Below are 14,011 nucleotides of genomic sequence, written 5' to 3'. Positions count from 1 at the left end.
TCCCGCCCCCGTTCCCACCGCGCATGCGCATGTTAGGCGCGGAAGTGGCGTTCGAGACCCTGCCACACGTCGTCGTATCCGCGCTGGAGGTGGTCCGCGTCGGCCGCCTGCGGGGTGGCGGTGATCGGCCAGCGGGTCTCGAACATGAAGGCCAGCCCGTCGTCGATCTTCTGCGGCTTCAGCTCGGCGGCGCTCGCCTTGTCGAAGGTCTCCCGGTCCGGCCCGTGCGCGGACATCATGTTGTGCAGCGAGCCGCCGCCGGGGACGAAGCCCTCGGCCTTCGCGTCGTACGCGCCCTCGATCAGGCCCATGTACTCGCTCATCACGTTCCGGTGGAAGTACGGCGGCCGGAACGTGTCCTCGCCGACCAGCCAACGCGGTGCGAACACCACGAAGTCGACGCCCGCGAGCCCGGGAGTGTCGGACGGCGAGGTCAGCACGGTGAAGATCGACGGGTCCGGGTGGTCGTAGCTGATCGACCCGATGACGTTGAAGCGGCGCAGGTCGTACACGTACGGGACGTGCGTACCGTGCCAGGCGACCACGTCGAGCGGCGAGTGGTCGTACGTCGCCGACCAGAGGTTGCCGCAGAACTTGTTGACCACCTCGGTCGGGCGCTCGCTGTCCTCGTACGCCGCCACCGGGGCCCGGAAGTCACGCGCCGAGGCGAGGCCGTTGGCGCCGATCGGGCCCAGGTCGGGCAGCTCGAAGGGGCGGCCGTAGTTCTCGCAGACGTACCCACGGGCGGGCGCGCCCTCGGAGTCCAGCGGCTCGACGCGGAACCGGACCCCGCGCGGGATCAGCGCCATCTCGCCGGGACCGGCGCTGAGCAGGCCGAGTTCGGTGCGCAGCAGCAGGCCGCCGCGCTCGGGAACGATCAGCAGCTCGCCGTCGGAGCTGCTGAACACCCGGTCCGTCATCGGGGCGTTGGCGGCGTAGAGGTGGATGGCCATGCCGCTGCGCTGGGCGGCGTCGCCGTTGCCGCCGAGGGTCCACAGGCCGGCCAGGAAGTCGGTGCCGGGCGCCGGGTCGGGCAGCGGGTTCCAGCGAAGCCGGTTGGGGTCGGGGACCGCCTCGGTGAAGGGCGCCGTGCGCAGGGCGCCGTTGTCGACGCGGACGAAGGCCGGGTGTGCGGCCGACGGGCGGATCCGGTAGAGCCACGAGCGGCGGTTGTCGGCGCGCGGCTCGGTGAAGGCGCTGCCGCTGAGCTGCTCGGCGTAGAGGCCGAGCGGCGCGCGCTGGGGCGAGTTCCGGCCGAGCGGGAGAGCGCCGGGCACGGCCTCAGAGCTGTGCTCGTTGCCGAAGCCGGTGAGGTACTCCAGCCCCTCCGCCGTCTTCCTGGCCTGCTCACTCATGTGCTGCTCCCGCTCCGTCGAAGGAATCCTATGCCTGACAGTAGGATTCCGCGACCCCGGCGTCAACGCCCCCTCGCCCGAACAGGCGGCATGCGGATTCCCACAGAGGGGGATCCGAAAAGATGAACATTGCTCTACTCTCTCGCGCATGTCGTGGACCCGCAGGTTCCCTGCCGTGCCGGCGGCGCTCCTCGCCGCCCTCCTCGCTCTCCTGTCCCTCCTCGTCGCCGCGCCCGCCGCCCGCGCGCACGAGGAGCGCCCCGTCACTTTCCCCGACGGCACCGGATCCGTCCCGCAGTACCGTTCCACCGCGCCCGACCTGCTGGTCTGCAAGACCGACCGGGCCGCCTTCGAACGCCGCACGGCGGGCTTCCCCGACGCCCTGCGGCAACGCAACCTGGCCCTGTACGAGCAGTGCGAGAAGAGCGGCTACCGCCACCTCCAGGAGGCCGTCGACGCCGTCGACCGCCCCGGCATGAACATCGCGATCCTCCCCGGCCTCTACGAGGAGGAGCCCTCGCTGCCGAAACCGACGGGGGAGTGCGCCGCGCTCAAAGCCCCCAACTCCTCCTTCGGCTACCAGATCCTGACCTACGAGCAGCAGGCCCAGTGCCGCCACAACCAGAACCTCGTCGCGATCCTCGGCAAGACCGACCTGCAGATCGAGGGCACCGGGGCATCCCGCACGGACGTGATCATCGACGCCAAGTACCAGAAGCTCAACGGCCTGCGCGCCGACCGCTCCAACGGCATCTACTTCCGCAACTTCACCGCGCAGCGCACCACCTTCAACTCGTTGTACGTCCTCGCGGGCGACGGCTTCGTCATCGACGACGTCCTGACCCGCTGGAACGACGAGTACGGCTTCCTGACCTTCGCCAGCGACCACGGCCTGTACAAGAACTGCGAGTCGTACGGCAACGGCGACTCCGGCATCTATCCCGGTAGCGCCTCCAACATCAACGACGGCCGCGGCTACGACGTCCCCCGCTACTCCATCGAGATCACCGGCTGCCGCAGCCACCACAACATGGTCGGCTACTCCGGCACCGCGGGGGACTCCGTGTGGGTCCACGACAACGAGTTCGACCAGAACATGGGCGGTGCCTCGATGGACAGCGCCTTCCCCGGCCACCCCGGCCTCCCGCAGAACCACGCCCGGTTCGAACGGAACCTGATCCACGACAACAACCAGGACTACTACCGCTACGTCGCCGACGGCACCTGCGCCAAGCCGCCCGCCGAACGCGGCTACGAACAGGGCGTGGTCTGCCCGCAGATCTCCATGCCTCCCGGCACCGGCATCATCACCGCGGGCGGCAACTGGAACCTGTACGAGGACAACTGGGTGTACGGGCACCGACGCGCGGGCTTCTTCCTCAGCGCCGTCCCCGCCTTCATCCGAGGCGAGGAGGAGTGGTCCAAGCAGACCGACACCTCCCACCACAACCGGTACGCCGGCAACGTCCTCGGCAAGGACAAGTCCGGCGCATCCCGGCCCAACGGCACGGACGTGTGGTGGGACGGGCAGGGCAGGGGCAACTGCTGGCAGGACGGACCCGACGGCTCCACCCCGGGCACGCTCCCGCAGTGCGGATCCGCCCGCGGCGACGTCAGCGGAGCCTCGGCCCGACTGGTCGGCGAACCGGTGAAACTCGCCCAACTGATGGTCTGCGCGGACTACAACGTCCAGGCGCGCAAGCTCCCGGCGGGCTGCGACTGGTACGGAGCCCGCGGCCTGGAACGGGTCGAGACCCAGCTGGCGCTGGGCGTGGCCGCCGTACTGCTGCTGGTCGGCGGAGTGCTGTGGCGACGCCGGCTTGCCGGCTCCCGACTGGGCGCGGCAGCCTCCCTGCTGGGCCTCGCCGGGCTGGCCCTGGACGTCGCCGGATCCACGATGCCCCTCGTGGACACCTTCGTTCCGGCGCTCGCCCTGTTGCTCCTGGGCCTGTGGTGGACGGGCGCCGGGCTGGTCCTGCGCGCGGAACGCCCCTGGCTGGCACGCCTCACCCTGCTACTGGGGGCCCTGACCCTGCTCGACGCGTTCGACAAGGCCGTCCTGATGATCCCCTGGACCCCGCTGAGCCCCGCCTGGGTACGGGCCCTGGTCGCGGTGGTGTGGGTCCTGTGGGCCGTCGCCGCCTCGGCCCGCCCGACCCCGCCCACCCCGACCCACCCCGCCGACCCGGGCGCTGCCGCCGACCCGGGCGCCGGCGACCCGGGCGACGGCAACGGCCCGACCCACCCCGCTGGCCCGGGCGACGCCGGGGACGCCGCCGTCCCGGGCGACGCCGCCGTCCCGGGCGACGGCAACGACCCGACCCACCCCGCCGATCCTGGCGCCGCCGCCGACCCGGGCGACGGCCCGGAGGGCGACCGAGCCCCGTCCCCGGCCACCCCACCCCCACCGCCCCCCGCAGCGGCCACCCCGACCCCGTAACACCCCGACGGACGGGGCGGGGGCATGCGAGAGCGCCCCGGCTCGGGGTGCGGGGGAGTCGAGCCGCTTCCCCGCGTCGGGGCTCCGGAGCGCCCGCTCCGGAGGGGCCGGCGCGTCGCCCCGCAGCGCCGCCTCCCACACCGGGCCCCGCGCCGGGCCCCGCGCCGGGCCCCGCGCCGGGTCCCGGGCCGGCCGGGGTGGACGCCCGTCGTCCCGCCCCGGCCGGCCCGGAATACCGATATGACGACCCGTTCCGAGACCGGAGGTCCGCAGTGAGCGTCCGTCCCGAAGACCGTGTCCGGTGCGACGCGTGCGGGATACCCAACCGCACGGCCCGCACGGCCGGGCCGTCCCGCCGGGCCACCCGGCTCGCCGCGCTGGTGGCCGTCCTCCTGCTGCTGGTCGGCGGCGCGGTAACGGGCTGCGGGGGCCGGGCCACGACCCACCACAAGCCCGGCACCACCCACGAAGAGGCGTCCGGCGGAGTCGGGACCCTCCTGGAGGTGCAGGACGGTACGGGCCACCGCCTGCGCGAGGTCCCCCCGCAGGGCGCGCCGGAGGTCCGGCTCACCGCACGACCCGACTCGGAGGACGGCTGGAACCTCCAACTGGCCGTGACGAACTTCCGCTTCACCCCCGACAGCACCGGCGGCGGCGCCCTCCCGGGCGCCGGCCACGCCCACCTCGAACTCGACGGCCGCAAACTGGCCCGGGTGTACGGCCCATGGTTCCACCTGCCCGCGGCGCAGGTACCCCAGGGCCCGCACACCCTGACCGTCCGCCTGTACGCCGACGACCACACCGCGTGGGCCGTCGCCGGCAAGGCGATCGAGGCTGCCGTTCCGCTGACCGCCGCCCCCGCGGGCGCCGACCACAGCCACCCGGCGGGCACCCCGAGCGCCGGCGGCACCCCGACCGGGGCCCCGCAGGCGGACCGGACCGTCACCCTCGCCGTCCGGGACGGCAAGGTGCACCCCGCTCCCGACCGCACCGAGCTCAAGCGCGGTGAGCGCGTGGCCCTGATCGTCACCAGCGACCTCGCCGACACCCTCCACGTCCACGGTTACGACAAGGAACTCACCCTGCCCGCGGGCCAGGAGGCGACCTTGGTCCTGACGGCCGACCGCACCGGCCTCTTCGAGGTCGAGACCCACACGTCCGGCCTGCTCCTGACCCAGCTCGTCGTCCGATGACCGCCACCGCCACCGCCACCGGAACGGGCGCAGGCGCAGGCGCAGGAACAGCCACGGGGACCGTCACCACCGCCGCCGCGCCCGGCCCCGCCGCATCCGGCGGCACCTGGCCGGGCGGTGGCCCGGCTGTGTGGCCCGATGCCGGGGTCACCGCCACGAGCCCGACTGGGAGCCCGGTCGGGTTCACCACCGCGAGCCCCGCCGACATCCCGTCCGCGATCGCCGCCGGATTCGGCCCCGCCCCCGGCCCCGGCGCGAGCCCGGTCGGCTGGTCCGGCCAGAGCGTGGTCCTTCACCCGGCCGACCCGTCGATCCTGCTGGCGCACGGGATCGGATCCCAGCACGACCTGCCCATCTCCCCCTTCTACGCCTTCGCCGGCGCCTTCACCGCCCTGTTCGTCTCCTTCCTGGCCCTCGGCCTGCTCTGGTCCGTGTCCCGCTTCCGCGGCGACCGCTCCGGTCTCGCTCTGCCCGCCGGGTTCCAGCGGGTGGCCGACGCGCCGGCCACCCGCCTCGTCCTGCGCGGACTCGGCCTCGCCGCAGCCCTCGCCGTACTCCTCCACCTCCTCCTCGGTCCCGACGACCCCACCCGCAACCCCGCGCCGGGGGCCGTCTACGTCCTGTTCTGGGTCGGCCTCGTGCCCACCTCCCTCCTCCTCGGCCCCGTCTGGCGCCTGGTCAACCCGCTGCGCACTCTCCACCGCCTCCTTTCCCGGGGCCGGGCCCGGCTCCTGGGCCGCCCGCCCGGACCCGGACGCCCCCTGCCCGCACGGCTGGGCCAATGGCCGGCCGCCGCAGGCCTGTTCGGCTTCACCTGGTTGGAGCTCGCCGCCCCCGATCCCGCATCCACCACCACCCTCCTGATCGCCCTCGTCGGCTACGCGTCCGTCCACCTGCTCCTCGCCGCCCGCCACGGCGAGCGCTGGTTCACCGACGCGGACGCCTTCGAGGCCTACTCCGACCTCCTGGCCCGGCTCGCCGTGCTCGGCCGTCGTAGCGACGGCCGCCTGGTCCTGCGCAACCCCTTCCACGGACTCGACGCGACGCCCGAGCGGCCCGGACTCGTCGCCACCGTCTGCGTCCTCCTCGGTTCCACCGCCTACGACGGCTACAGCGACAACCCCTCCTGGATCAACGTCGTTCAGACCTCCCCCCTCGGCCGCACCCCCACGGCCACCCTCGGACTACTCGCTTCCGTCGCTCTCGTCGCCGGCCTCTATTGCCTGTGCGCGGCGGCCACCCGCCTCGTCGCCGGACCTCATCCCGGCCCGCTGACCGCCTTCGCGCATTCACTCGTGCCGATCGCCCTCGGCTATCTCATCGCTCACTACTTCTCCCTCCTGGTCACCGAAGGACCACGCACAGTGAGCATCGCACTCGGCACTGACAACGGCCCCGATCCCAGTCCCCCCATGGGCCCCGGCGGTCTCGCAGCCCTCCAAGTGATCGCCGTCGTGACCGGACACGTACTCGGAGTGATCGCCGCGCACGACCGTTCCGTTCGGCTGTTCCCGCCCGCCAAGGCGGTGGCGGGTCAACTCCCGCTGCTGGCGCTGATGATCGCGTACACCGTCGGCGGGCTCGCCCTCCTGCTCAACTGACCGGTCGGGCGCGGGCAGGGAGGCCGGAAGGCTGGACCGAGAAGCCAGGAGCGGCATCATGGACACCGTGCCTCCCGCCCAGCCCCTGCGCAGGACCCCCGTCCAGCAGCGCAGCGCCGACCGCCTCGTGCGGATCCTCGACGCCTGCGCCGAGCTCCTCGATGAGACGGGGTACGAGAACCTCAGCACCCGGGCCGTCGCCCTGCGCGCCGGAGTGCCCATCGGATCGGTCTACCGCTTCTTCGGCAACAAGCGGGCCATGGCCGTCGCCCTGGCCCACCGCAACCTCGACCGCTACGCCGACGGCATCCAGCGCCGCCTCGCCGAGCTGCCCGCCGACTCCTGGCGGCCGGCGGTCGACGCGGTGCTGGACGAGTACCTGGCCATGAAGCGCAGCGTGCCCGGCTTCGCCCTGGTCGACTTCGGCGTGCCCGCACCGCCGTCCGACGGCCCGGCCTCCGACCCCAACCACCAGGTGGCCGCCCGGCTCACCGAACTGCTCTGCGCCCACCTCGGAATGACGCCCGACGCCGACCTCCGCAGGGCGGTGCTGGTCGCCGTCGAGGCGACCGACGCGTTGATCCAGCTGGCTTTCCGGACGGACCCGGTCGGAGACCCCGGCATCGTCGCCGAAACCCGGGCGATGATGCGGGCCTATCTCGCGCGCGTCCTCGACTGATCCGCCGCCGGACCGGCGCCCCGGACCGGCGCCCCGGACCGGCGCCCCGGTCCGTAGTCAGCCGACGCAAACCCCTCCCGCCCGTGCCTACCGGTCGGTATGCTCGGGACGCCCCAGCCGGCCCGGCCCCCGCGGTCGGCTCCGGGTCGTGTCCGTGCCGCAGCCCGCCGCCTCCCAGGAGCGTCCATGCCTCGCACCGCCCCGCGCATCTGCCCGCTCTGCGAAGCCACCTGCGGCCTCACCCTCACCATCGAGGGCGCCACCGTGACCGGCGCCCGCGGCGACCGTGACGACGTCTTCAGTCGCGGGTTCATCTGCCCCAAGGGTGCCGCCTTCGGTGCACTCGACGCCGACCCGGACCGGCTGCGCGGCCCCCTCGTACGCCGCGACGGACAACTGCGCGAAGCCGGCTGGGAGGAGGCCTACGAGGCCATCGCCGCCGCGGTGCCGGCGCTCGTCGCGGAGCACGGAGCTCAGTCCGTCGGCGTCGTCCTCGGCAACCCGAACGTCCACACCATGGCCGGCGCCCTCTACCCGCCGCTGCTGGTCAACGCCCTGGGCACGCGGAACCTGTTCACCGCCAGCACCCTCGACCAGATGCCCAAGCACGTGTCCAGCGGGCTCCTGTTCGGCGATCCGTTCGCCATCCCGGTGCCCGACCTGGACCGCACCGACTTCCTCCTGGTCCTCGGCGCCAACCCGGTCGAATCCAACGGCTCGTTGTGCACCGCCCCCGACTTCCCCGGCCGGCTCAAGGCGCTGCGCGCCCGCGGCGGCACGCTCGTGGTCGTCGACCCGCGCCGTACGCGCACCGCCCGGCTGGCCGACCGTCACCTCGCCCCGCGCCCCGGCAGCGACGCCCTCCTGCTGGCAGCCCTCGCGCACACCCTGCTGACGGAGAAGCTCGCGAAGCCCGGTCCGCTCGCCGAACACATCGAAGGACTCCGGGAACTCGCCGACGCCCTCGGGAGTTTCACCCCTGAGGCCGCCGCCCCCGCCTGCGACCTCCCGGCCTCCGAGATCCGCGCCCTCGCCCGCGACCTCGCGGCCGCGCCGACCGCCGCCGTCTACGGGCGGATCGGCAGCTGCACCGTCGAGTTCGGAACGCTCGCCAGCTGGCTGGTCGACGTACTGAACATCCTCACGGGCAACCTCGACCGCCCGGGCGGAGCCCTCTTCCCGCTGGCCGCGGCGGGCCCGCGACCCCGTCCCGCCGGACCGGGTCGGGGGTTCGCGCTGGGCCGCTGGCACAGTCGGGTCAGCGCTCATCCCGAGGTGAAGAGCGAGCTGCCCAGTGCGGCACTGGCCGAGGAGATCGAGACGCCCGGCGAGGGGCGGATCCGCGCCCTGATCTCCATCGCGGCCAACCCGGTGCTGTCCGCCCCCGACGGCCGCCGGCTCGACGCCGCCCTCGCCGGACTCGACTTCATGGTCAGCGTCGACCCTTACCTCAACGAGACCTCGCGCCACGCCCACGTGGTCCTGCCCCCGCCGCCGCCCTCGCAGAGCGCCCACCACGACTTCGCGTTCAACGGCTTCGCCGTCCACAACCAGGTCCGCTACACGCGCCCGGCCGTCCCGCTGGACGCGGACCGAATCGACGAATGCGAGATCCACGCCCGTCTCGTCCTCGCCGTCTCGGGCCTGCACGGCGCCGCCGAACCCTCCACCGTGGACGACCTCGCCATCCGGGCCGTCCTCGTCAAGGAGACCTCCGACCGGCACTCCCCGCTGCACGGTGCCGACCCCGAACGCCTCGCCGGACTCCTCACCGGCGAGAACGGCCCCGAGCGCCGGCTCGACCTGATGCTCCGACTCGGCCCGTACGGCGACCGCTTCGGCGCGCCCGGATACGTCGCCCCCGAGGCGGCGCCGCACGGGGCCGGCCTCAGTCTCGAACGGTTGCTCGCCCATCCGCACGGCATCGACCTGGGCCCGCTGCGGCCCCGGCTTCCGGGCGTGCTCAGGACCCGCAGCGGCAGGATCGAGCTGCTTCCCGACCCGATCGCGGCCGAGCTCCCCGGGCTCCGCGCGGCGCTCGCCGAACGCCCCGCCGCCCTGGTGCTCGTGGGCCGCCGCCACCTGCGGTCCAACAACAGCTGGTTGCACAACGTCCCGGCCCTCACCGGAGGTTCCAACCGGTGCACCCTCCAGGTCCACCCCGAGGACGCGGCGCGCCACGGCCTCACCGACGGCGGCCGCGCCAGGATCAGCGCGGACGGCGGCAGCCTGGACGTGCCCGTCGAGGTCACCGACACGGTCCGCGCCGGCGTGGTCAGCCTGCCGCACGGCTGGGGTCACGACCGACCCGGCACCCGGCTCGCGGTGGCCGGCGCCGACCCCGGCGCCAACGTGAACCAGCTGCTCGACGGCACCCGGCTGGACCCCCTGTCCGGCACGGCGGTGCTCAACGCCTTCCCCGTCCAGCTGGCACCCCTGCCCTGAGCTGGGGTTTTGCTCGTATTGCTCACGCGCGGACATCTTGTTGGGCGTGGCAGGGGGCACCTACGTTCCCTGCATGCTGACCTTCCTCGGCTTCGCCATGATCGCGACCTTCCTGGTCCTGATCATGCTGAAGAAAATGTCGCCCATCGCGGCGCTCGTGCTCATCCCCGCGCTCTTCTGCGTGTTCGCCGGCAAGGGCGCACATCTCGGGGACTACGTCATCGACGGGGTCGGCAAACTCGCGCCGACCGCCGCGATGCTGATGTTCGCCATCGTCTACTTCGGGCTGATGATCGACGTCGGTCTCTTCGACCCGATCGTGCGCGGCATCCTGCGCTTCTGCAAGGCCGACCCGATGCGGGTGGTGGTGGGCACGGCCGTGCTCGCCGCCATCGTCTCGCTCGACGGGGACGGCTCGACCACCTTCATGATCACGGTCTCGGCCATGTACCCGCTGTACAAGCGGCTCGGCCTGAGCCTGGTAGTCATGACGGGCGTCGCGGCGACCGCCAACGGCGTCATGAACACCCTTCCCTGGGGCGGCCCCACGGCCCGCGCCGCCACGGCCCTCAAGCTCGACGCCGGCGACATCTTCGTGCCGATGATCCCGGCCCTCGCCGTCGGTCTGCTCTTCGTCTTCGCCCTGGCCTACGTCCTGGGCGTCAAGGAGCGCCGTCGGGTCGGCTCCCTGGTGATGCCCGGCGGGGATGGTCTCGAAGGTGAGGGGAACGCCGGTGCGGCCGGCGCGGAGGTACTGGTTCCGTCCGGTGCCCGTACCGGCGGCGCCACCGACGGTTCCGGCGCCCCGGCGGTCGCCCCGTCCTCCGACGGCGTACCCGGATGCGACGGAGCCGAGGCCGACCGGCCCGCCCGTGCCCCCCAGCCGACCGGCCCCATCCCGACCGGCCCCATCCCGACCGGCTCAGGCCCGAGCGGCCCCGCCCCGGCCGACACCTCGCCGGACGCCCCGTCCGACACCGAGGGCTTCCAGGGCCTCGACCCGCGCCGCCCGACGCTGCGCCCCCGCCTCTACTGGTTCAACGCGGGGCTGACGATCGCCCTGCTGACGGCCATGATCATGGAACTGCTGCCGATCCCGGTGCTGTTCCTGCTCGCCGCCGCCCTCGCGCTCACCGTGAACTTCCCGCACATGCCCGACCAGAAGGCCCGGCTCGCCGCGCACGCCGACAACGTGCTGAACGTGGCCGGCATGGTCTTCGCGGCCGCCGTCTTCACCGGGGTCCTCACCGGTACGGGCATGGTCAAGGACATGGCCGACTGGCTGGTCGGGGCCATCCCCGAGGGCATGGGCCCGCACATGGCCCTGGTCACCGGACTCCTCAGCCTGCCCCTCACCTACTTCATGTCCAACGACGGCTTCTACTTCGGCGTCCTGCCGGTGCTCGCCGAGGCGGGCGCCGCCCACGGGGTGTCCCCGCTGGAGATCGCCCGCGCCTCCCTGGTCGGCCAGGCCCTGCACATGTCCAGCCCGCTGGTCCCGGCCGTCTACGTGCTCGTCGGCATGGCCAAGGTCGAGTTCGGCGACCACACCCGCTTCACGGTGAAGTGGGCGGCCCTCACCTCCCTCGTGGTCCTCGCGGCGGGGATGCTTTTCGGCATCATCTGATCCGGGCCACCCCTGGCGCCCGGAAAACTACCGACGCTAGTTTGTAGGGTGTTGGTGACGTCAGGTCTACGCGCTCGTGCGTGCTCGGGAGGAATGCCATGAAGGCCCAGGACGGGATGTACATCGGCGGGGCGTGGGTGCCCGCAGCCGGCGCCGGCCGGATCCAGGTCGTCAATCCGGCGGACGAGCAGGTCATCGCGGAGGTGCCGGCCGGCAGCGCCGAGGACGTGGACGCGGCCGTACGGGCCGCCCGCGCGGCCTTCCCCGGCTGGGCGGCCACCGCCCCGGCCGACCGGGCGGCCCTGATCGGCGCCCTCCGGGACGTACTGGTGGCCCGGAAGGGCGAGCTGGCCGAGACGGTCACCGCCGAACTCGGTTCCCCGCTCGGCTTCGCGGAGGCGGTGCACATCGGGTCGCCGATCGCGGTGGCCGGCTCGTACGCCGAGCTGGGGGCCTCGTACGGCTTCGAGGAGCGCATCGGCAACTCCACGGTCCTGCTGGAGCCCGTCGGCGTGGTCGGGGCGATCACGCCCTGGAACTACCCGCTGCACCAGATCGTTGCCAAGGTGGCACCCGCACTCGCCGCCGGCTGCACCGTCGTCCTCAAGCCCGCCGAGGACACCCCGCTGACCGCACAGCTCTTCGCCGAAGCCGTGCACGAGGCGGGCATCCCGGCCGGGGTCTTCAACCTGGTGACCGGCACCGGGCCGGTCGCCGGTCAGGCCCTGGCCGAGCACGAAGAGGTCGACCTCGTCTCCTTCACCGGCTCGACCGCCGTCGGGAAGAAGATCGGCGCCACGGCAGGCGCCGCGATCAAGCGTGTCGCCCTCGAACTGGGCGGCAAATCGGCCAATGTCATCCTGCCCGGGGCGGACCTCGCCAAGGCCGTCGCGGTGGGCGTCGGCCACGTCATGAACAACTCCGGTCAGAGCTGCAACGCCCTCACGCGCATGCTCGTCCACCGGGACCAGTACGAGGAGGCCGTCACCCTCGCGGCCGCCGCCGTCGCCAAGTACCCGTCCGGAGACCCCCGCGACCCGGGCACCCGCCTCGGCCCGGTCGTCAACGCCACCCAGCGCGACCGCGTCCGCGCGTACATCGCCAAGGGCGTCGAGGAAGGCGCGCGCCTCGTCGCGGGCGGCCTCGACAGCCCCCACGAGCAGGGGTACTTCGTGGCCCCGACGGTCTTCGCGGACGTCACCCCCGCGATGACCATCGCCCAGGAGGAGATCTTCGGCCCCGTGCTGGCGATCCTCCGCTACGAGGACGAGGACGACGCCCTGCGCATCGCCAACGGCACCGTCTACGGCTTGGGCGGCGCGGTGTGGGCCGAGGACGAGGAGACGGCCGTGGCGTTCGCCCGCCGCATGGACACCGGGCAGGTGGACATCAACGGGGGCCGCTTCAACGTGCGCGCGCCGTTCGGTGGGTACAAGCAGTCGGGTGTCGGCCGCGAGTTGGGCCCGCACGGCCTGGGGGAGTACCTCCAGACCAAGTCCCTGCAGTTCTGACCGCCCGAGACGGAGAAAAGATCATGGTCCGCGCCGCCGTCCTGCCCGCCGTCGGAGCCCCGCTGGAGATACGGGAGATCGTGCTGCCCGAGCCCGGCCCCGGTCAGGTCCGGGTACGCCTCGTCGCAGCCGGGGTCTGCCACTCCGACCTCTCCCTCACCAACGGCACCATGCGGGTGCCCGTCCCCGCCATCCTCGGCCACGAGGGCGCGGGTACGGTCCTCGCCGTCGGTGAGGGCGTCACCCACGTCGCCCCGGGAGACGGCGTCGTCCTCAACTGGGCGCCGTCCTGCGGGGAGTGCCACCACTGCCTGATCGGCGAGGTCTGGCTCTGCGCCAAGGCGCTGAGCGGAGTCGGGGCCGTCCACGCCCATGACGCCGAGGGGACCGAGCTGCACCCCGGGCTCAACGTCGCCGCGTTCGCCGAGGAGACCGTCGTCGCGGCGAACTGCGTGCTGCCCGCGCCCGCCGGGATCCCGCTCACCGAGGCCGCCCTCCTCGGCTGCGCCGTCCTCACCGGCTACGGCGCCGTCCACCACAGCGCGCAGGTCTTCCCGGGCGAGTCGGTGGTGGTGTTCGGCGTCGGCGGCGTCGGCCTGGCCGCGCTCCAGGCGGCCCGGATCGGTCAGGCGGGTCCCATCGTCGCCGTGGACGTCTCCCCGGCCAAGGAGGAGCTCGCGCGGGCGGCCGGAGCCACCGAGTTCGTGCTCGCCTCGGACACCACCGCCAAGCAGGTCCGCGCGGTCACCGGCGGCCGGGGCGCGGACGTCGCCATCGAGTGCGTGGGTCGCGCGGAGAGCATCCGCGCGGCCTGGGAGTCGACGCGGCGGGGCGGCCGCACGACGGTCGTCGGCATCGGCGGCAAGGAACAGCAGGTCACCTTCAACGCGTTGGAGATCTTCCACTTCGCGCGCACGCTCAGCGGCTGCGTCTACGGCAACAGCGACCCCGCCCGGGACCTCCCGGTGATCGCCGACCACGTCCGCGCGGGCCGACTCGACCTCGCGGGCCTCGTCACCGACCGGATCACCCTCGACGGCATCCCGGCCGCGTTCGAGGCGATGCTCGCGGGCAAGGGGGGCCGCTCGCTGGTCGCCTTCTGACCCACCCCGACGGGCACACCCGCCCGACCCCGCCCGACCCCGACCCACGCCCTCCGG

At 73.2% G+C, this 14,011-nt stretch carries 9 protein-coding genes; 8 read left to right on the top strand and 1 reads right to left on the bottom strand.

The features are described from left to right. Window positions 1-32: 32 nt before the first annotated feature. On the bottom strand, window positions 33-1,355 hold the full coding sequence (gene hmgA / locus AB0D46_RS12705) for a homogentisate 1,2-dioxygenase (protein ID WP_362877320.1): 1,323 nt from the start codon (window positions 1,353-1,355) through the stop codon (window positions 33-35). Between the two features lie 148 nt (window positions 1,356-1,503). Here hmgA and AB0D46_RS12700 point away from each other — a divergent pair, with 148 nt between their 5' ends. The 8 genes from AB0D46_RS12700 to AB0D46_RS12665 all read left to right on the top strand — a co-directional run bounded on the left by AB0D46_RS12700 (window position 1,504) and on the right by AB0D46_RS12665 (window position 13,954). Continuing rightward, window positions 1,504-3,795, top strand: a complete 2,292-nt coding sequence (locus tag AB0D46_RS12700) for a right-handed parallel beta-helix repeat-containing protein (protein ID WP_362877319.1) — start codon at window positions 1,504-1,506, stop codon at window positions 3,793-3,795. Between the two features lie 377 nt (window positions 3,796-4,172). Beyond that, window positions 4,173-4,988: a hypothetical protein gene (locus AB0D46_RS12695; protein ID WP_362877389.1), complete on the top strand. Its 816-nt coding sequence runs from the start codon at window positions 4,173-4,175 to the stop codon at window positions 4,986-4,988. Continuing rightward, window positions 4,985-6,589, top strand: coding sequence for a hypothetical protein (locus AB0D46_RS12690; RefSeq protein WP_362877318.1), 1,605 nt, complete (start codon window positions 4,985-4,987; stop codon window positions 6,587-6,589). Before AB0D46_RS12695 ends, AB0D46_RS12690 begins: the two co-directional genes overlap by 4 nt. A 58-nt stretch (window positions 6,590-6,647) precedes the next feature. After that, window positions 6,648-7,268: a TetR/AcrR family transcriptional regulator gene (locus AB0D46_RS12685; protein WP_362877317.1), complete on the top strand. Its 621-nt coding sequence runs from the start codon at window positions 6,648-6,650 to the stop codon at window positions 7,266-7,268. Between the two features lie 186 nt (window positions 7,269-7,454). Continuing rightward, window positions 7,455-9,713 carry a molybdopterin-dependent oxidoreductase gene (locus tag AB0D46_RS12680; protein WP_362877316.1) on the top strand — a complete coding sequence of 753 codons (2,259 nt, stop codon included), beginning with the start codon at window positions 7,455-7,457 and terminating at the stop codon, window positions 9,711-9,713. 73 nt (window positions 9,714-9,786) lie between these two features. Beyond that, a complete protein-coding gene (locus AB0D46_RS12675; RefSeq protein ID WP_362877315.1) occupies window positions 9,787-11,340 on the top strand; it encodes a citrate:proton symporter in 1,554 nt (517 codons plus the stop codon). A gap of 98 nt (window positions 11,341-11,438) precedes the next feature. After that, a complete protein-coding gene (locus tag AB0D46_RS12670) occupies window positions 11,439-12,851 on the top strand; it encodes an aldehyde dehydrogenase family protein (RefSeq protein ID WP_362877314.1) in 1,413 nt (470 codons plus the stop codon). Between the two features lie 23 nt (window positions 12,852-12,874). Further along, the gene (locus tag AB0D46_RS12665; protein WP_362877313.1) at window positions 12,875-13,954 is read left to right on the top strand and encodes a zinc-binding dehydrogenase; all 1,080 of its coding nucleotides are present in this window, start codon (window positions 12,875-12,877) and stop codon (window positions 13,952-13,954) included. The last annotated feature ends 57 nt before the right edge of the window (window positions 13,955-14,011 follow it).

The sequence above is a fragment of the Streptomyces sp. NPDC048383 genome, from assembly GCF_040651775.1.
Classification (GTDB): Bacteria; Actinomycetota; Actinomycetes; order Streptomycetales; family Streptomycetaceae; genus Streptomyces.
This window is presented reverse-complemented; position numbering and strand designations above follow the sequence as displayed.